19 protein-coding genes are annotated in these 17,216 nt (G+C 67.4%); 12 read left to right on the top strand and 7 right to left on the bottom strand.

Annotation, left to right across the window (positions count from 1 at the left end; genetic code table 11):
- Position 1: 1 nt before the first annotated feature.
- From AC07O0_RS21060 to AC07O0_RS21030, 7 genes are all read left to right on the top strand, one after another.
- Positions 2–796 (top strand): ABC transporter permease, encoded by a 795-nt coding sequence (locus AC07O0_RS21060; protein ID WP_494625635.1) that lies wholly within the window; start codon positions 2–4, stop codon positions 794–796.
- A 2-nt stretch (positions 797–798) separates the two neighbouring features.
- The gene (locus AC07O0_RS21055; protein WP_494625634.1) at positions 799–1,089 is read left to right on the top strand and encodes a (2Fe-2S)-binding protein; all 291 of its coding nucleotides are present in this window, start codon (positions 799–801) and stop codon (positions 1,087–1,089) included.
- Positions 1,086–2,471, top strand: coding sequence for an FAD/NAD(P)-dependent oxidoreductase (locus AC07O0_RS21050; RefSeq protein WP_494625633.1), 1,386 nt, complete (start codon positions 1,086–1,088; stop codon positions 2,469–2,471). Before AC07O0_RS21055 ends, AC07O0_RS21050 begins: the two co-directional genes overlap by 4 nt.
- Positions 2,468–3,658, top strand: a complete 1,191-nt coding sequence (locus tag AC07O0_RS21045) for an NAD(P)/FAD-dependent oxidoreductase (protein ID WP_494625632.1) — start codon at positions 2,468–2,470, stop codon at positions 3,656–3,658. The genes AC07O0_RS21050 and AC07O0_RS21045 overlap by 4 nt, the downstream gene beginning before the upstream one ends.
- Positions 3,655–4,707: an ABC transporter substrate-binding protein gene (locus AC07O0_RS21040; RefSeq protein ID WP_494625631.1), complete on the top strand. Its 1,053-nt coding sequence runs from the start codon at positions 3,655–3,657 to the stop codon at positions 4,705–4,707. The genes AC07O0_RS21045 and AC07O0_RS21040 overlap by 4 nt, the downstream gene beginning before the upstream one ends.
- Before the next feature lie 215 nt (positions 4,708–4,922).
- Positions 4,923–5,981 (top strand): sugar phosphate isomerase/epimerase family protein, encoded by a 1,059-nt coding sequence (locus AC07O0_RS21035; protein ID WP_494625630.1) that lies wholly within the window; start codon positions 4,923–4,925, stop codon positions 5,979–5,981.
- Between the two features lie 11 nt (positions 5,982–5,992).
- Positions 5,993–7,168 carry a Gfo/Idh/MocA family protein gene (locus AC07O0_RS21030; RefSeq protein ID WP_494625629.1) on the top strand — a complete coding sequence of 392 codons (1,176 nt, stop codon included), beginning with the start codon at positions 5,993–5,995 and terminating at the stop codon, positions 7,166–7,168.
- 60 nt (positions 7,169–7,228) lie between these two features.
- Here the strand turns inward: AC07O0_RS21030 and AC07O0_RS21025 are convergent, their stop codons facing one another.
- Positions 7,229–7,603, bottom strand: coding sequence for a DUF1236 domain-containing protein (locus AC07O0_RS21025; protein ID WP_494625628.1), 375 nt, complete (start codon positions 7,601–7,603; stop codon positions 7,229–7,231).
- A 180-nt stretch (positions 7,604–7,783) separates the two neighbouring features.
- Here AC07O0_RS21025 and AC07O0_RS21020 point away from each other — a divergent pair, with 180 nt between their 5' ends.
- Positions 7,784–8,530 carry a transporter substrate-binding domain-containing protein gene (locus AC07O0_RS21020; protein ID WP_494625627.1) on the top strand — a complete coding sequence of 249 codons (747 nt, stop codon included), beginning with the start codon at positions 7,784–7,786 and terminating at the stop codon, positions 8,528–8,530.
- Between the two features lie 3 nt (positions 8,531–8,533).
- Here AC07O0_RS21020 and AC07O0_RS21015 read toward each other — a convergent pair whose 3' ends face one another.
- The 6 genes from AC07O0_RS21015 to AC07O0_RS20990 all read right to left on the bottom strand — a co-directional run bounded on the left by AC07O0_RS21015 (position 8,534) and on the right by AC07O0_RS20990 (position 13,551).
- Positions 8,534–9,478, bottom strand: coding sequence for a threonine ammonia-lyase (locus AC07O0_RS21015; RefSeq protein ID WP_494625626.1), 945 nt, complete (start codon positions 9,476–9,478; stop codon positions 8,534–8,536).
- A complete protein-coding gene (locus AC07O0_RS21010; protein ID WP_494625625.1) occupies positions 9,475–10,515 on the bottom strand; it encodes a succinylglutamate desuccinylase/aspartoacylase family protein in 1,041 nt (346 codons plus the stop codon). Before AC07O0_RS21010 ends, AC07O0_RS21015 begins: the two co-directional genes overlap by 4 nt.
- Positions 10,516–10,701: 186 nt before the next feature.
- Positions 10,702–11,484, bottom strand: a complete 783-nt coding sequence (locus AC07O0_RS21005; protein ID WP_494625624.1) for a transporter substrate-binding domain-containing protein — start codon at positions 11,482–11,484, stop codon at positions 10,702–10,704.
- A gap of 42 nt (positions 11,485–11,526) precedes the next feature.
- A complete protein-coding gene (locus tag AC07O0_RS21000) occupies positions 11,527–12,258 on the bottom strand; it encodes an amino acid ABC transporter ATP-binding protein (RefSeq protein WP_494625623.1) in 732 nt (243 codons plus the stop codon).
- Positions 12,245–12,895: an amino acid ABC transporter permease gene (locus AC07O0_RS20995; RefSeq protein ID WP_494625622.1), complete on the bottom strand. Its 651-nt coding sequence runs from the start codon at positions 12,893–12,895 to the stop codon at positions 12,245–12,247. The genes AC07O0_RS21000 and AC07O0_RS20995 overlap by 14 nt, the downstream gene beginning before the upstream one ends.
- Entirely contained in the window at positions 12,892–13,551 is a 660-nt protein-coding gene (locus AC07O0_RS20990) for an amino acid ABC transporter permease (protein ID WP_494625621.1), read from the bottom strand. Before AC07O0_RS20990 ends, AC07O0_RS20995 begins: the two co-directional genes overlap by 4 nt.
- Before the next feature lie 155 nt (positions 13,552–13,706).
- On the opposite strand from AC07O0_RS20990, the gene AC07O0_RS20985 reads away from it, so the two are divergent.
- The 4 genes from AC07O0_RS20985 to AC07O0_RS20970 all read left to right on the top strand — a co-directional run bounded on the left by AC07O0_RS20985 (position 13,707) and on the right by AC07O0_RS20970 (position 17,215).
- On the top strand, positions 13,707–14,492 hold the full coding sequence (locus tag AC07O0_RS20985) for an IclR family transcriptional regulator (protein ID WP_494625620.1): 786 nt from the start codon (positions 13,707–13,709) through the stop codon (positions 14,490–14,492).
- A 138-nt stretch (positions 14,493–14,630) separates the two neighbouring features.
- The gene (locus AC07O0_RS20980) at positions 14,631–14,840 is read left to right on the top strand and encodes a hypothetical protein (protein WP_454028505.1); all 210 of its coding nucleotides are present in this window, start codon (positions 14,631–14,633) and stop codon (positions 14,838–14,840) included.
- 150 nt (positions 14,841–14,990) lie between these two features.
- A complete protein-coding gene (locus tag AC07O0_RS20975; RefSeq protein ID WP_494625619.1) occupies positions 14,991–15,317 on the top strand; it encodes a polyhydroxyalkanoic acid system family protein in 327 nt (108 codons plus the stop codon).
- A 122-nt stretch (positions 15,318–15,439) separates the two neighbouring features.
- Positions 15,440–17,215 carry a cation:proton antiporter domain-containing protein gene (locus AC07O0_RS20970; RefSeq protein ID WP_494625618.1) on the top strand — a complete coding sequence of 592 codons (1,776 nt, stop codon included), beginning with the start codon at positions 15,440–15,442 and terminating at the stop codon, positions 17,213–17,215.
- Position 17,216 lies beyond the last annotated feature (1 nt).

Here is a 17,216-nt window from a genome sequence, read left to right as displayed (position 1 = left end):
GATGCAGAAGAACGGCCCGCTCGCGCTCCTCTTCCATACGCTGGTCGTCAGCTTCGTGCTGGCGCCGCTCGTGGTGATCTGCCTCGTCGCCTTCACCCCGGAGAACACGCTCTCGATCCCGACCACCAGCTTCTCGCTGCGCTGGTTCCGCGAGATCTTCCGCCATCCCGACTTCGTCGCCTCCTTCGTCAACAGCCTCTGGCTGGCGACGCTCGCCGCGACGCTTTCCGTCGCGATCTCGGTCCCGGCCGCGCTCGCCATTGACCGCTACGACTTCCCCGGCCGCGATGCGCTGAACGCGCTCTTCCTCTCGCCATTGATCATCCCGCATCTCGTGCTCGGCGTCGCATTCCTGCGGCTCTTCGCCCTGATCGGCGCGACCGGCAGCTTCGCCTGGCTGGTGGCGTGCCATGTCGTGGTGATCACGCCCTATGTGCTGCGGCTGGTGATGGCCGCCTTCACCGGGCTCGACCGCTCGGCCGAGCAGGCGGCGATGACGCTCGGCGCCTCGCACTGGACGGTGTTCCGGCGCGTCACCGCGCCGATGATCCTGCCTGGCATCACCGGCGGCTGGTTGCTCGCCTTCATCAACAGCTTCGACGAGCTGACCATGTCGATCTTCGTGACCTCGCCGCAGACGGTGACCCTGCCGGTGCGGATGTACATGTACGCGACGGAATCGATCGACCCGATGATGGCCGCGGTCTCGGCGCTGATGATCGCGCTCACCGCCGGCGCCATGCTGGTGCTCGACCGCGCCTTCGGCCTCGACAAGATCCTCGTCGGGCAGAAGTGACCATGCCGCTGCTGCATCGCATCGTCCGTGCCGACCACCCGGCCATCCCGTTCACGCTGGACGGCGTCGCTTGCGAAGGTCGCACCGGCGACACCGTGCTGACCGCGATCCTCACTCACGCCGAGCGTTTGCGCCTCAGCGAGTTCTCGGCCTCGCCGCGCGCCGGCTTCTGCCAGATGGGCGCCTGCCAGGATTGCTGGATCGTGCTCGAAAGCGGCGAGCGCCTGCGCGCCTGTTCGACCGCGCTCACGGCCGGCATGCGCATCGTCACGCGTCGCGCGAGAGCAGCATGAACGAACGGCCGCAGCCCCTGGTCGTCGGCGCCGGCCCCGCCGGCATTCGCGCAGCGCAGGCGCTGGTCGCGGCCGGTCTGCGCCCGCTCGTGATCGACGAGGCGCCTGCCTGCGGCGGCCAGATCTACCGCCAGCGCCTCGTACCGGACGGGCGCTCCAGCCGCGACCTCTACGGCTCGGAAGCCGCCAAGGCCGAGGCGCTGCATCGCGACTTCGCCGCGCTCGACGGCAAGCTCGACTACTGGCCGCAGGCTCTGCTCTGGAACATCAGAGACGGCCGCGCCGATATCATGGTCGAAGGCACGAGCCGGCAGGTCGCCTATGACGGGCTCGTCCTCGCCACCGGCGCGACCGACCGCACCTTGCCGATCCCGGGCTGGACCTTGCCCGGCGTCTTCACTTTGGGCGGCGCCCAGATCGCGCTGAAGAGCCAGGGCTGCGCCATCGGCTCAAGAATCGTCTTCCTCGGATCCGGCCCGCTGCTCTATCTCGTCGCCTGGCAGTACATGAAGGCTGGCGCCAGGGTCGCGGCCGTGCTCGACACCGCGCCCTTCGCCGCCAAGTTCAACCTGCTGCGCGGGCTGCCGCTCTTCCCCGGAATCGTGCTGCGCGGCATGCGGATGACCACCGAATTGAAGCTGGCCGGCGTCGCCCTGCATTACGGCGTCGCCGATATCCGCATCGAGGGCGCGAACAAGGCCGAGGCCGTCGCCTGGCGCCAGGACGGGCTGGAACACCGGCTCGCCTGCGACGGCGTCGGCTACGGCCTCGCTTTGCGCTCCGAGACCCAGCTCGCCGACCTCGCCGGCTGCCGCTTCGCCTTCAACCAGCGCGACCGTGCCGCTTTGCCCGAACGTGACGCGGCCGGCCGCACCAGCGTGCCCGGCGTCTACATCGCCGGCGACGGCGCCGGCATCGCCGGAGCGGACGCGGCCGAAAGCGCCGGCGCGCGCGCCGCCCTCGCTTTGCTGCAGGATCGCGGCCTGCCGCATGATCTCGCCCGCGCCAATGCGCTCGAAGCAGAACTCGCCCGCATCGGCCGTTTCCGCGAGGTGCTCGAAGCCGCCTTCCCCTTCCCGGCACATTGGGTGCGGGACATCGCCGACGCAACGACGCTGTGCCGCTGCGAGGAAGTCAGTGCCGGCGATCTCCGCGCCGCCATCAGCCGCTTCGGCGTGCACGAGATGAACCGGCTGAAGGCCGTGAGCCGCGTCGGCATGGGCCGCTGTCAGGGCCGCATATGCGGCGCTGCCGCCGCCGAGCTGCTGGCGCATGAGACGAGCCGCGGCATCGAGGCCGTCGGCCGCCTGCGCAGCCAGGCGCCGATCAAGCCGGTGCCGCTGACGCTGGCGCTGGCGGCCCAACAGGAGGCGGCGGAATGAGCCGGCGCCTTTCCGTCGACGTCGCGATCATCGGCGGCGGCCTCGTCGGCTCCTCGGCCGCGCTGGCGCTGCGCGGCATGGGCTTCTCCGTCGCCCTGCTCGACAAGGGCTTTTGCGGCGCGCAGGCTTCGGGCGTGAACTATGGCGGCGTGCGCCGCCAGGGCCGGCCGGTCGAACAACTGCCGCTGTCGCAACGTGCGCATGCGATCTGGCCGCGGCTCAAGGCGCTGATCGGGATCGATGGCGAATTCCTGCGCTCCGGCCATCTCAAGCTCGCTCGCAATGAAGCCGACATGGCCTCGCTCGAAGCCTATGCGGACGACGTTGCCGAGCAGGGTCTCGACCTCGAGCTGATCGGCCATAACGGCCTGCGCGAGCGCTTCGGCTGGATCGGCGACGGCGTCGTCGGCGCCTCCTTCTGCGCCGGCGACGGCCATGCCAATCCGCGCCTGGTCTCGACCGGCTTCGCCGCCGCGGCGCGCCGGGCTGGCGTCGAGGTGCTGGAGAACACCGCCGTCGAAGGCGTGGTTCGGGACGGAGAAGGCTTTGCGCTGGAAGCTGCCGGCAACCTCGCGCTGCGCGCCCGCTTCGTCATCAACAGCGCCGGCGCCTGGGCCGACCCCTTCGCCGAGAGCTTCGGCGAGCCGGTGCCGCTCTCGCGCATCTACCCCTCCATGGTCGTCACCGAGCCGATGGAACAGGTGATGTCGGTCAATATCGGCATGGAGGGCGGCGGCATCTATGCCCGCCAGGTCGAGCGCGGCAATGTCGTGGTCGGCGGCGAGCGCGCCTTGCCGTTGGCAGACATCGATTTCTCGCGGCCGCGCGGCGACGGCGCGATCGCGATCATGAACAACGCCGCCGCGCTGTTCCCAGGCCTGCGCCACGCCCAGGCGATCCGCTTCTGGAGCGGTACCGAAGGTGCCATGCCGGACAGGAACCCGGTCATCGGCCCGAGCGGGACGACGCCCGGCCTGATCCATGCCTTCGGCTTCACCGGCGCCGGCTTCCAGATCGCGCCCGGCGTCGGCGAGGTGCTCGCCGAGCTCGTCCGCGACGGGGAGACGCAGACACCGATCGCGGCCTTCTCGATCGGCCGCTTCAGAGAGAGTTCCGCCCGCACCGACGCTGGCTCGGGTGCGGGGCAAAACCAAGAGCCGCACAACGCAGGGGAGTTGAGACCATGACCAGCTATCGCACCATCCTGGCGGCCGGCGTAGCCGCTGTGGCGCTCGCCGCCTCGGGCAGCGCCTTCGCCCAGTCGAAGACACTCTATGTCGGCATGAACGGCGGCAATTTCGAGAAGACCTTCACCCAGGCCGTCTTCCCGGATTTCGAGAAGGCCAACGACGTCAAGGTCGTAGTCGTGCCCGGCACCTCCTCGGACATCCTCGCCAAGGCGACCGCGGCCAAGGACAAGCCGCAGATGCACGTCATGTTCCTCGACGATGGCGTCATGGTCCGCGCTATCGGCGCCGGCCTCTGCGAAAAGACGAAATCCGGCCCGGAGATGGCCGAGCTCGCGCCCGGCACCCGCATGAAGGACGACATGGCCGTGGGCATCGACCTCGGCATGACCGGGCTCGGCTACAACAAGAAGCTGTTCGACGAGAAGGGCTGGCCGGCGCCGACCTCGTGGATGGACCTCGCCGATCCCAAGTACAAGGGCAAGGTCGTGTTCCAGTCGGCCTCGGCTTCGTCCTTCGGCCTGCACGCCTTCCTGATGTTCAACCGCATCCAGGGCGGCACCGAGGCCAATGTCGAGCCCGGCTTCACCAAGTTCCGCGACACGATCGGCAAGAACGTGCTCGAATTCATCCCGAGCTCGGCCAAGATCGCCGAGATGGCGCAGACCGGCGAGGCCGCGATCTTCCCGCTGACGCCGACCGGCATCTCGACGCTGAAGGACAAGGGCATCGCCGTCGAATACGCCCAGCCCAAGGAAGGCTCGGTCGTGCTGATGGTCGCCCAATGCGTCATCGCCAACAATTCCGAGCCGGAGCTGGCGCAGAAGCTCGCCGCCTACCTGCTCTCGGCGCCGGCGCAGTCCAAGGCGCTCGCCGCCGGCAACATCGTGCCGTCGAACACCAAGGCCAAGGCCTCGACGCCTGAAGCCGAGACGAAGCTCGAGGCTTTCCACGCGAACATGAAGACGGCCGTCACCCTCGACTGGGACCAGATCAACGCCAAGCGGCCGGAATGGAACAGCCGCTGGAACAAGATGATCGAGCGCTGAATCGCCCTTCGAATTTCGACACCGCCGCGCCGCAGCGCGGCGGTGTCTTCTTATGCAATCGGGTTTGCCGGCGCGCGCAGCCCTTCAAACCCGACCCGATCGAACCCGGTTTGACAGGAAGCGCGTCCCCGCTACAGTCTTGCAATCGATTACATCGTCGGTCAGGCGGTGGATTGCGAGCTCCGACAAGGGGTCGCGTTGTCGGGAGGGTCGCGATGAAGACCATGAAGGGCCCGGGGCTCTTTCTCGCCCAGTTCGCCGGCGACGCGGCGCCATTCAACTCGCTCGACGCGATTAGCCGCTGGGCCGCCTCGCTCGGCTATCGTGGTGTGCAGATCCCGAGCTGGGATGCCCGTCTGTTCGATCTCGCCAAGGCCGCCGAGTCCGACGCCTACTGCGACGAGGTCAAGGGCACGCTCGCCCAGTACGGCCTCACCATCACCGAACTCTCGACGCATCTCCAGGGTCAGCTCGTCGCCGTCCATCCCGCCTTCGACGAAGCCTTCGACGGCTTCGCGGTACCAGCGGTGCGCGGCAATCCGAAGGCTCGTCAGGCATGGGCTGTCGAGCAGATGAAGCTCGGGGCGAAAGCCTCACGCCGGCTCGGCCTCTCAGCCAATGTCAGCTTCACTGGCGCGCTCGCCTGGCCCTTCATCTACCCTTGGCCGCAGCGTCCGGCCGGACTGGTCGAGACCGCCTTCGAGGAGCTCGGCAAGCGCTGGCGCCCGATCCTCGACGCCTATGACGAGGCCGGCGTCGACCTCTGCTACGAGATTCATCCCGGCGAGGACGTCCATGACGGGGCGACCTTCGAGCGCTTCGTCGATGCGGTCGGCGGCCATCCCAGAGCCTGCATCAACTACGATCCCAGCCATTTCCTGCTGCAGCAGCTCGACTATCTCGCCTTCATCGACCTCTACCATGAGCGCATCAAGGCCTTCCATGTGAAGGATGCCGAGTTCAACCCGAACGGGCGCGTCGGCGTCTATGGCGGCTACGAGCCTTGGATCGACCGCGCCGGCCGCTTCCGCTCGCTGGGCGACGGCCAGGTCGATTTCGGCGGCATCTTCTCGAAACTGGCGCAGTACGACTACGATTCCTGGGCCGTGCTCGAATGGGAATGCGCCTTGAAGCATCCCGAGGACGGCGCGCGCGAGGGCGCGGAGTTCATCGCCGCCCACATCATCCGCGTTACAGAGAAGGCCTTCGACGACTTTGCCGCAGGGGGCACCGACGAGGCGGCCAATCGGCGTATGCTCGGGCTCGACCGCTGACGGAGGCGCCCATGGCGATCGAAAGCTCGACCCCCCAAAAGCTCAACCGCCGCCTGCGCCTCGGCATGGTCGGCGGCGGGCGCGGCGCCTTCATCGGGGCGGTCCATCGCATCGCCGCCCGGCTCGACGATCGCTGGCAGCTCGTCGCCGGCGCGCTCTCTTCCGATCCGGAGCGCGGGCGGCTCTCGGGCGAAGACCTGCTGCTCGATCCCGCCCGCCTCTATGCCGATGCCAACGAGATGGCAAAGCGCGAGAAGCGCCGCAAGGACGGCATCGACGCGGTCGCGATCGTCACGCCGAACCATGCCCATGCAGCGGCGGCGAAAGCCTTCCTCAAGGCCGGCATCCACGTGATTTGCGACAAGCCGCTGACGACGACCTTGCGTGAGGCGGAAGCGCTCGCCAGGCTGGCGAAGGACAGTGGCGTGATCTTCGCCGTCACCCACAACTACACCGGCTATCCGCTGGTCCGGCAGGCGCGAGCCATGGTCGCCGAGGGCGTGCTCGGCAGGCTGCGCGTCGTCCAGGTCGAGTACGCGCAGGACTGGCTCGCCACGAAGCTCGAGGAGAGCGGGCAGAAGCAGGCGACCTGGCGCACCGACCCGGCGAAGTCCGGCCCGGCCGGCGCGATCGGCGATATCGGCAGCCATGCCTTCAACCTCGCCGAATTCATCGCCGGCGACGAGGTCGAGGCGCTCGCCGCCGAAGCCCATGTCTTCGTCGAAGGCCGCCGGCTCGACGACAACGCCCATATGCTGCTGCGCTTCAAGGGCGGCGCACGCGGCATGCTCTGGTGCAGCCAGGTCGCCACAGGCCAGGAGAACGGCCTGCGCATCCGCCTCTATGGCGAAAAGGGCGGGCTCGAATGGCAGCAGGAGAACCCGAACCTCTTGATCCAGTCGCCGCTCGGCGAACCGCCACGCCTGATCCGTCGCAATGGCGCCGGCGCCTATCCGGTCGCCAACGCCGCCTCGCGCGTGCCTGCCGGCCACCCGGAGGGCTATCTCGAAGGCTTCACCCAGCTCTATTCCGACATCGCCGAGCAGGTCACGGCCCGGATCGAGGGGCGCGAACCCGCCCCGTTCTCGATGCTGGTTCCGACCGTTACTGAGGGCGTCCGCGGCGTACGCTTCATCGAGACGGCCGTGCATTCCTCGGCCAAGGGCGCGCGCTGGCTGGAACTCTGACGCCGAGCAAACGAAAGCGCGGCCCGAAAGCCGCGCTTCCAAAATTCGCGCCGGCGCCGATCATTCGATGATCTGCACGATCCTGCGTGTCTTCGGCTCGACGATCACCGTGCGGTCGTTCACCATCGTGTAGCGATAGCCCGCCCGCGCTCCGTATTCGCGCGGGATTTCGCGATAGGTGACGCCGCGCGTCGGCAGGACGGTGCCGACCTCGAGCGGCTCCTCATAGCTGTAGGACGGCACGCGTTGCTCGACGACATACTGGCGGAAGCGCGGCTGCGTGCTGTCACCGATGATCGCGCCGGCGACGGCTCCGCCGACTGCGCCGGCTGCTGCACCGCCCGCCGCGCCGCCGCGGGCGCCTGACGGATTCTGCTGCGCCATGGCAGCGGTGGAGAACGCGACGATGGCCGTCGCGAGGGCGAGTTTCTTCATCATCTGAATTCCTCCTTCCGATGAGAGACCTCCCCCGGCAAACCGCTTATTTCCCACATGGTTCCGCAGAAAATATGTGGTCACGAGGATGCCCTGACTTCGCCGGAAAACCGCCGGCGGGTTGTCTCCTTGTCGCCATGCGGCGCATAAGGACAGGCGCTCGAACGGCAGGGAGAGATCATGGAATTCCGCCCCGATATCGGCCAGCTCTCGCCGACCGTGCGCGAGCATCTCGCGCCTGCCAACCTGCTGCGCGCCGGCATCAACCTCTCGAATTTCCTGCTGGTCTCCAGCCGCGGCCCGCAGGGCGAGCCACAAGGCGTCTCGCCCGACATGGCCCGGGCGCTGGCCGATCTTCTCGGCACCGGGCTGCGCTATGTGACTTATGACAATCCCGGCCTGCTCGCCGATGCCGCCCCTTGCGACGAATGGGATGTCGGCTTGATCGGCGCCGAACCGCAGCGGGCCGAGGCGATCAGCTTCACGCCGGCTTACGCCGAGATCGAGGCGACCTATCTCGTCCGCGAGGCCTCGCCGCTACGGGAGATCGCCGATGTCGATGCGCAGGGCGTCCGCATCGCCGTCAGTGGCCGCGCCGCTTATGGTCTCTGGCTCGATCGCAACATCCGCAAGGCCGAACTCGTGCGCTCAGGCTCGCTCGACGATTCCGCTGCCGATTTCGTCGCCAAGGAGCTCGATGCGCTGGCCGGCCTGCGGCCGCGCCTGCTCAAGGATGTCGTGGCGATCCCCGGCACGCGCATCCTCGACGGCTACTTCATGACCGTGCAGCAGGCGATCGGCGTGCCCAAGGCCAAGGCCGAGGCAGCGGATTACCTGGCGAAGTTCGTCGCCGCGGCGAAGGAATCGGGCTTCATCGCGGCGCTGATCGCAAAACACGGCGTGCAGGGGCTGAGCGTCGCGCGCTGAGCTTCAGCTCGCTGTCCCATCCGTCCCGGCACCGCAGACCAGCGCGCAAACCTTGCTGCCCGGCGCCGGCACGAAGCGCTTCGCCTGCAAGGCCGCAACCGCCGCCGCGCCCGAAAGATCGGCGGCGATGCCGAACTCGAACCAGAGCGATTGCGCCGCCTGCTCCATCTCGCCGTCGCTGACCAGCACGATTTCGTCGACATTGCGCGCCACCGCCTCGTAGATCGCCTGGTCGGTGCGCCGGCACGACATGGTCGCGACCCGCGTCTCAAGCTTGTCGAGCGTGACCAGCTTGCCGGCTTCGAGACAGGCATGCAGCGTCGGCGAGCCAAAGGGCTCGATGCCGATGATGCGCGTCTGCGGCCTGAGCGCCTTCACCGCCGTCGACAATCCGGTGATCAGGCCTCCGCCGCCGATCGCGACGAGAATGACGTCGACATCGGGGATCTCGTCGAGGATATCGAGCCCGAGCGTGCCCTGGCCGGCGACCACCACGGGATCGCTGAACGGATGGGCATAGGTCGCGCCGGTTTCCTTCGCATAGGCCAACGCCGCGGCATTGGCATCATCCCAGACCGCGCCGACGATCTCGACCTCAGCACCCCAGCGCTTCAGCTTTGTGACCTTGTCGGCGACGACGTTGGACGGCAGGAAGATCTTGGCCTTCGCACCGAGCACATGGGCCGAGCGGGCGATGGCGAGCCCGTGATTGCCGCCTGAGGCCGTGACGACGCCGCGCCCTAGTTCCTCCGCCGAGAGCGTCAGCAGGCGGTTCATCGCGCCGCGCGCCTTGAACGAGCCGGCCGCCTGCAGCAATTCCAGCTTCAGCGTCACCGTGCCGCCGAAGTCCTCGCGCGAGCTGAGCTGGCCATAGGGCAGGATCGGGGTCTTGCGGATATGCGGCTGGATCCGCCAGCGCGCGGCGCGGATATCGTCGAGACCGATCACGACAGCACCCCGCGATAGGGCGCCGCCACGATCAGGCAGCAATTGCCCGGCCTGACGCGGCCCGGCTGGCGCCGGCCGTAGAGAATGCCGTCGGCGGCGTAATGCAGCGTCTCCGGCGGGCGCGTCGGGTCCCAGGTGCAATGGATCTTGCCTGCCGGCTGGCCGGCGCTGACCTTTTCGCCATTGGCGTGGAAGGGCTCGAAGATGCCGTCGGCCGTCGCATAGACGTAGGCCGACGTCCCCGGCAATTCGAGCACCTGCCCGCCGCCGCGGCGCGGCTCCGGCTTCTCGCGCCTGACGATGCCGAGATGATCGAGCACATTGGCGACGCCGCGCCGGCAGATTTTCAGAGCGTCGAGCGAGACCGTGCCGGCGCCCGCCATTTCCGTCCCGACCGTGACGAGCCCCTGCCGGCAGGCGGTCGCGGTCGCCGTGCGTGGCTCGCCGAGATTGGAGATCACCACCGTCATTGGTGCGTCGAAGGCTTGGACCGCCGCGACATTGCGCTTGTGCCGTTCGGGATCGTCGGTCGGCTCGACGATCGCGCTCGGAATGATGTCGAGCGACGAGCCGCCGGAATGCAGGTCGAGGAAGGCATCGCCGAGCGGCAGGATATGGTCGCTGACGAAGGCGGCGATCTGCTGGGTGATGGTGCCGCGCGGGTCGCCGGGGAAGGTGCGGTTGAAGTTGAGCCCGTCGACGCTCGAGGTCCGTTTTCCTGCGATCACCGCATGGACATTGTTCGCCGGCATCAGGATGAGCCGCCCCTGCACGCGCCCGGGATCGAGATCGCGGATCAGGTCGCAGATCGCGATCGGCCCCTCGTACTCGTCGCCATGGTTGCCGCCTTCGAGGATGGCGGTGGGTCCAGAGCCGTTCTTGATGATCGCGACCGGGATCCGCGTCGCGCCCCAGGCGTCGTCATCAGGCGAATGCGGGATCATCAGGAAGCCGACCTGCTTGCCATCCCTCTCTGGATCGACGGTGAGGAAGGCGGAAGACGGGCGCGGCGGCGGCTTCTGGCAAGGGCTGGTCATGGCGGGGCTCGACGGGACGTGGCTTGGGAAGCCTTCCCCGCAACGAGGGAAGGTCGAGACAGGTCGTCATGCTCGGGCTTGTCCCGAGCATCTCAGGCCAAAAGAGACGCCAGTTGGCGCCTTCTCGTCAGGAGATTCTCGGGTCTGCGCTTGGCTACGCCCGAGAATGACGGCAGATGACGCCTGTTACAGCGTCGGCAGCGGGTCCATCGGCATGTCCAGATACTTCTTGTGCAGCCGGTCGAGCTCGCCGTTCATCGCGTTGAAGAAGATGAAGCCGTCGAGCCAGCGCACCAGGTTATGCTGGTCCATCTGCACGCCCATATGCGCCGGGCTGCGGCGGATGACGAATTTGCGCTCGAACTCCTTGTTCGGATTCTGCTTGGCGAGCGCCTGGGCGACGATCGAGTTGGTCGCGAGCAAGTCGGCCTGGCCGGTGATGTAGGCGGCGGCGGCGGTCGCATCGTCCTCGGTGCGCATGATGCTGGCCTTCGGCGCCGTCGCGGTGATGGCGAGCTCCTGCGTCGTGCCCTTGGCGGCGGCGACGCGGTTCGAGCCGATCGTCTCAGGGCTGGTCACATTGGCCGATTTCGCGCCGTAGACGGCGAGGAAGGTGTTGGCATAGGGCGCGGTGAACTGGATCTGCCGGGCGCGCTCGGGGGTCAGTCCCATCACCGAGATGACGATGTCGACCTTGTCGGTGAGCAGGAACGGGATGCGGTTGGCGCCGGTGATCTGCTGCATCTCCAGCTTTACGCCGAGCCCCTTGGCGACCATCTCGGCGAACTCGATGTCGAAGCCGATCGGATTGCGGTTGGCGTCCTGCGAACCGAAGGGCGGCGCGTCGAGCGGCACGCCGATCCGCACCACGCCCTTGGACAGGATATCCTGGAGCTTGTCGGCCTTGGCCTCGGCCGCTCCAAACGCAGCGATCGCGATCGCCGCCAAACCTGCAAATAGCTTACGCATGTTCTCCTCCCCTCGTGACTGAACTGGAACCTGTAGGCCTTCTCAGTGCAGCACCGCGCTGAGGAAGGTGGTGAGCTCGGGCGTCTTCGGCTGAGCGAGCACCGCCGCGGCCTGGCCTTCTTCGTGGATGCGGCCCTCGTGCATGAAGACGACACGCGAGCCGAACCTGCGGGCAAAGCCCATCTCGTGGGTGACGAGCATCATGGTCATGCCCTGCTGCGCCACGGATTCCAGCACCTTCAGCACCTCGCCGGTGAGCTCCGGATCGAGCGCCGAGGTGACCTCGTCGAACAGCATCAGCTTCGGCCGCATGGCGAGCGAGCGGGCGATCGCGACGCGCTGCTGCTGGCCGCCCGAAAGCTGCGAGGGATAGGCGTCGAGCTTGTCCTCCAGCCCGACGCGGGCCAGCACCTCGCGGGCGACTTCGCGCGCCTCCTCCGGCCGCTGCTTCTTCACGACGCGCGGCGCGAGCGTGATGTTGTCTGAGACCGAGAGATGCGGGAACAGGTTGAACTGCTGGAAGACGATGCCGACTTCCTGCCTGAGCTTGCGCAGATCGGTCGCGGGATCGTTCACCTGGACGCCGTCGATGCGGATCGTGCCGGCCTGCACCGGCTCCAACCCGTTGACGCAGCGCAGCAGCGTGCTTTTCCCTGAGCCCGAGCGGCCGATCACCGCGACGACCTCGCCCTTCTCGATGTCGAGCGAGACGCCTTTCAGCACCTGGTTGGCGCCATAGCTCTTGCTGACGTCCTGGATTTCAACGAGCGACATCGAGCTTCCGCTCGAGCGAGCGGCTCCATTGCGTGAGAGGGAAGCACATCGCGAAATAGATGCAGGCGACGGTGATGTAGACGGCAAAGGGCTTGTAGGTGCCGGCCGCGGTGAGCTGGCCCTCGCGGGTGAGCTCGACGAAGCCGATCACCGCCGCGAGCGAGGTGTTCTTGATCAATTGCACCAGGAAACCGACCGTCGGCGGGATCGCGATCCGGATCGACTGCGGGATGATGACATAGCGCAGCTGTTCGCCGAGCGAGAGCCCGAGCGAGGAGCCAGCCTCCCATTGCGTTTTCGCGATCGAGACCAGCGCCCCCCGCCAGATCTCGCCGAGGAAAGCCGAGCCGTAGATCGAGAAGGCGACGGCGGCGGCGATCCAGGGATTGACCGAGATGCCGGCGAGCGGCAGGCCGAAGAAGATCAGGAACAGCCAGACCAGCAGCGGCGTGCCCTGGACGAGCTGGATATAGGTCGCGGAGAACCAGCGCAGGGGCGCGATCGGCAGGATCCGCATGATCGCGAGCGTAAGGCCGAGCACCGCCGAGCCGGCGAAGGCGACTGCAGTCAGCGCGATCGTCCAGCGCGCCGCCGCTACCAGGTACATCACATCGATGAGGCCGAATTCGCGGATCATCGCACGAACACCACGCGGTAGATCAGGGCGAACAGGCCGCGGAAGCCGATGGCGAGCGCGAGATAGAGCACGCCGATCACCGTATAGACCTCGAAATCGCGGAAGGTGCGCGATTGCACGATCGACGCCGCGTGGAACAGGTCCTGCACCGAGATCTGCGAGGCGACGCTGGTCGCCAGCATCAGCAACACGAACTGGCTGGCGAGCGCCGGGAACATCGCCTTCAGCGCCGGGAAGACGACGATGTAGCGGAAGACCTGCAGGCCGGAGAGCCCGAGCGAATGGCCGGCCTCGACTTGCGCCTTCGGCACCGCCTCCAGGCCGGCACGCACGATCTCGGTGGTGTAGGCACCGAGATTGATCACCAGCGCGATCATCGCGGCGGTGAGCCCATCGAGCCTGACGCCGAAGCTCGGCAGGCCGAAGAAGATCAGGAAGAGCTGCACCAAAAGCGGCGTATTACGGATGATCTCGACATAGGCGCCGATGATGCGGCGCAGCCACGCCGGGCCGTAGGTCCGCCCGGCCGCGCAGAGCACGCCGATCAGGAGGCCGCCGACCATCGCCACGCCTGAGAGCAGCAGCGTGATCCAGACGCCGTCGAGGATGGACTCCCAGGCCGCAAAGACGTCGCGAAACTGGAGCCCGTACTTCATCGCCGTCAGCCCTGCTGGGCCTGTGGGCCGTGGGCCCGTCGTCCGGACGCGCTGGACGGATGTCGCGGCGATGCGCTCATGTCTCTCCCTCTTTACCCGGAGGCTAGTTTGGCTTCTTATTTGATGTCAAGCTTCACATATGAAACAGGCGCAGCATGAGCGTTCTTCCCGAAGCCGATACTGACGAAAAGGCGGCCTATGCCGCCCCGGCCTTGGAAAAGGGCCTCGACATCCTCGAACTCCTCGCCGAAACCGGCGAGCCGCTTTCGACCCGCGTCATCGCCGAGCGGCTGCAGCGTTCGAAGAGCGAGATCTTCCGGATGGTCTTCGTGCTGCAGCAGCGCGGCTATCTCGAGCGCGAGCCAGGCACCGACCGGCTCGGCCTGTCGCGGCGGCTGTTCGACCTCGGCATCAGGACGCCCGGCGGCAAGCAGCTCACCTCGGTCGTGCTGCCATTGATGGAGCGCTTCAGCGAGGAGAGCGGTCAGGCTGCCCATCTCGTCGTGCTCAGCCGGGCGCAGACCGTGGTGCTGGCGACCACCGCCGGCCATCTCGACGCCAGCGTCATCGTCCGCCCCGGCTATGGCCGCCCGGCGCTCGACGCCAATTCCGGCCTGCTCATCCTCGCCTTCCAGTCGGAAGCGCGCCGGCGCGGGCTGATGCGCGAGGCCTCGCCCGAGATCCGACAACGCCTCGATGAGCCGACAACGCAAGCGTCGCTCGCCGAGATCCGGGCGCTGGGCCACCGCATCGCGCCGAGCCGCGACATCCTCGCCGTCACCGACATCGCCTGCCCGGTGATCGGCCCCGCCGGCCATGCCGAGGCAGCGATCCTCGTGCCCTGCCTGCAGCGCCATGGCGTCGAGACTGACGAGAACGCGATCCTGCTCGCGCTCAAGGCCTGCGCCGCCGAGGCGGGCTTGCGCCTGCCTTACGGCTAGGACTCATCCGGAAAAACCGTCACCTAACCCGGAAAACCCGCGCAATTGCCGCAGCGCCACCCGAAGCCCGCCATAAGCTCTCCAAGATTGCTCGCGATTTTGCCTCTGACCGCAGCAACCGCCACGGAGGAGGACGATATGGCCGAGACCGCGACGAACCCTGAGAGCATCGTGATGACCGATCCGGAGTGGATCGCGCTTGAGAGCATCAGCGAAGAAACACGCCGCTTCATCTTCGGCGAGGCGATGCTGCGCCTGCTTCAAGGCCGCGGCCTGGCCGAGCCCGGCGACGAGGTCTGGAAGGTCACGCCGGAAGGCCAGCAGGCGCTCGAAGCCCGCAGCCACTGACCTCAAACCAAGTTTCACCGTCACATGCGTCGTCCCGGGTGTCCTTACCGGGACGTTCTCGTTCAAGGTCGAGTCCTTAGGTTGCAAGCTCCCGCCGCGCAGCCCATCTCAGCGTCACGCCAGTTCGTTTACGCTTCCGGGACCTGACGCATGAAACGCCCCGTCACCATCACCATCTCGCATTCGCTCGGCCGCGACGCGGCCCGCCAGCGATTGCAGGGCGGCGTCGGCAAGGTCCGCGACAAGCTCGGCAGCTTCGGCATGCAGCTCGTCGAGGAAAGCTGGCAGGGCGACACGCTGCAATTCGGCGTCGCCGCGCTCGGCCAGACCGTCAGCGGCAGGATCGAGGTCGAGGACGCGCTGGTGCGCGTCGAGGTGATGTTGCCCCTGATGCTCGCCATCTTCGCCGAGAAGTTGAAGCTCGGCGTCGAGAAGCAGGGCCAGATCCTGCTCGAGCACAAGCCAACCAAAGCCTGACTTCACGCCTTGCGCGCCATGTCGCAGCCCGCTTGCGACTTTTGTCTGCCATCGAAGGTTGAATTCATCCGCGGCGATCCGCACAGTCGCGACATCCCTTCCCGCCTGCCCTCCGGAGACCCATGCATCACGGCCCATTGATCGCCATCATCGTCATGGGCCTCGGCCTCGCCTTCGTGTTCGGGGCGCTGGCGCAGAAATTGAGGGTTTCCCCGCTCGTCGGCTACCTCCTCGCCGGCGTCGCAGTCGGCCCGTTCACCCCCGGTTTCGTCGCCGACCAGAATCTCGCCAACGACCTCGCCGAAATCGGCGTCATCCTGCTGATGTTCGGCGTTGGCCTGCATTTCTCATTGAAGGACCTGCTCTCGGTCAAAGCCATCGCCGTGCCGGGCGCGCTGGTGCAGATCGCTGCCGCAACCTTGCTGGGCCTCGGCCTTGCTTTGCTGCTCGGCTGGACCGTAATCGCCGGCCTCGTCTTCGGCCTGGCGCTTTCGGTCGCCAGTACCGTCGTGCTGCTGCGCGCCTTGCAGGAGCGCCGCATCGTCCAGACCGAGAAGGGCAAGATCGCCGTCGGCTGGCTGATCGTCGAGGACCTCGCCATGGTCCTGGCGCTGGTCATGATCCCGGCTGTCGCCGATGTGCTGAACGGCGGTTCCGGCGCTGCTTCCGGCGGCGGGCCGCTGGCGACGCGCTTCGATCTCGGCCTCTGGGGCGTGCTCGGCCTGACGCTCGCCAAGGTCGCCGCCTTCGTCGCCTTCATGCTGATCGTCGGGCGCCGGCTGATCCCCTGGATCCTGCACTGGGTCGCCCATACCGGCTCGCGCGAGCTCTTCCGCCTCGCCGTGCTCGCGATCGCACTCGGTGTCGCTTATCTCGCCGCCAGCCTGTTCGGCGTCTCCTTCGCGCTCGGCGCCTTCTTCGCCGGCATGATCCTGAGCGAATCGCCGCTCAGCCATCGCGCCGCCGAGGAATCGCTGCCGCTACGCGACGCCTTCGCCGTGCTGTTCTTCGTCTCCGTAGGCATGCTGTTCGACCCTGGCATCGTCTTGCGGGCGCCGCTGCCGCTGATCGCGACGATCGCCATCATCCTGTTCGGCAAGTCGCTGGCGGCCTGGCTGATCGTGCGCGCCTTCGGCAAGCCCGATCAGGTCGCGCTGACGATCTCGGCGAGCCTGGCGCAGATCGGCGAGTTCTCCTTCATTCTCGCCGGGCTCGGCGTCTCCTTGAAGCTGCTGCCCGAGCAGGGCCGCGACCTGATCCTCGCCGGTGCAATCTTCTCGATCGTGCTCAACCCGCTGCTGTTCAAGCTGGTCGATCGGTTTGCCCCGCCTGATCCGGCGCCGGCCAAGCCCAAGCCGGCCGAGGCTAGCCCTGCCCCTCAACCGGAGGCCCCAGCCGCCGCACCGGAGCCCGAACCGGCGCCCCCGCTGGACCGCGACATCGCGCCGACCGAGCTCTCCGACCATATCGTCGTGGTCGGCTATGGCCGCGTCGGCTCGCTGCTAGGGGCCGGCCTTGCGGCCATGGGCGAGAAGCTCTTGGTGATCGAGGATCAGGACGATGGCGTCGCAGCGGCCCGCCGCGACGGTGCCGAGGTGCTCGTCGGCAACGCCGCCGACCCGGAGGTGCTCGCTGCCGCCGGGCTGACGCGGGCAAAGCGCCTCTTCGTCGCGATCCCCGGCAGCTTCGAGGCCGGCCAGGTCTGCGAGCAGGCGCGAAAAGCGAATCCGGGCCTGCCGATCATCGCCCGCGCCCATTCCCTCGCCGAGGTCGAGCATCTCAAGGACTGCGGCGCCAGCCGCACCATCATGGGCGAGGCCGAAATCGCCCGTGCCATGCTGGCTCTCTGCGGCAGGAAAGGCGAGGAGCCGGCGCCGAGCACGCCGAACGCGGCCTGAG

The sequence above is a fragment of the Allobosea sp. GW821-FHT10B12 genome (assembly GCF_059415545.1).
Note: the sequence above shows the minus strand (reverse complement) of the source record. Positions and strands in the feature narration are given on the sequence as shown.

Coding starts and splice junctions, on each gene's coding strand:
- AC07O0_RS21060 (WP_494625635.1), top strand. CDS start 2: ATGCAGAAGAACGGCCCGCTCGCGCTCCTCTTCCATACGCTGGTCGTC.
- AC07O0_RS21055 (WP_494625634.1), top strand. CDS start 799: ATGCCGCTGCTGCATCGCATCGTCCGTGCCGACCACCCGGCCATCCCG.
- AC07O0_RS21050 (WP_494625633.1), top strand. CDS start 1,086: ATGAACGAACGGCCGCAGCCCCTGGTCGTCGGCGCCGGCCCCGCCGGC.
- AC07O0_RS21045 (WP_494625632.1), top strand. CDS start 2,468: ATGAGCCGGCGCCTTTCCGTCGACGTCGCGATCATCGGCGGCGGCCTC.
- AC07O0_RS21040 (WP_494625631.1), top strand. CDS start 3,655: ATGACCAGCTATCGCACCATCCTGGCGGCCGGCGTAGCCGCTGTGGCG.
- AC07O0_RS21035 (WP_494625630.1), top strand. CDS start 4,923: ATGAAGACCATGAAGGGCCCGGGGCTCTTTCTCGCCCAGTTCGCCGGC.
- AC07O0_RS21030 (WP_494625629.1), top strand. CDS start 5,993: ATGGCGATCGAAAGCTCGACCCCCCAAAAGCTCAACCGCCGCCTGCGC.
- AC07O0_RS21025 (WP_494625628.1), bottom strand. CDS start 7,603: ATGAAGAAACTCGCCCTCGCGACGGCCATCGTCGCGTTCTCCACCGCT.
- AC07O0_RS21020 (WP_494625627.1), top strand. CDS start 7,784: ATGGAATTCCGCCCCGATATCGGCCAGCTCTCGCCGACCGTGCGCGAG.
- AC07O0_RS21010 (WP_494625625.1), bottom strand. CDS start 10,515: ATGACCAGCCCTTGCCAGAAGCCGCCGCCGCGCCCGTCTTCCGCCTTC.
- AC07O0_RS21005 (WP_494625624.1), bottom strand. CDS start 11,484: ATGCGTAAGCTATTTGCAGGTTTGGCGGCGATCGCGATCGCTGCGTTT.
- AC07O0_RS21000 (WP_494625623.1), bottom strand. CDS start 12,258: ATGTCGCTCGTTGAAATCCAGGACGTCAGCAAGAGCTATGGCGCCAAC.
- AC07O0_RS20995 (WP_494625622.1), bottom strand. CDS start 12,895: ATGATCCGCGAATTCGGCCTCATCGATGTGATGTACCTGGTAGCGGCG.
- AC07O0_RS20990 (WP_494625621.1), bottom strand. CDS start 13,551: ATGAAGTACGGGCTCCAGTTTCGCGACGTCTTTGCGGCCTGGGAGTCC.
- AC07O0_RS20985 (WP_494625620.1), top strand. CDS start 13,707: ATGAGCGTTCTTCCCGAAGCCGATACTGACGAAAAGGCGGCCTATGCC.
- AC07O0_RS20980 (WP_454028505.1), top strand. CDS start 14,631: ATGGCCGAGACCGCGACGAACCCTGAGAGCATCGTGATGACCGATCCG.
- AC07O0_RS20975 (WP_494625619.1), top strand. CDS start 14,991: ATGAAACGCCCCGTCACCATCACCATCTCGCATTCGCTCGGCCGCGAC.
- AC07O0_RS20970 (WP_494625618.1), top strand. CDS start 15,440: ATGCATCACGGCCCATTGATCGCCATCATCGTCATGGGCCTCGGCCTC.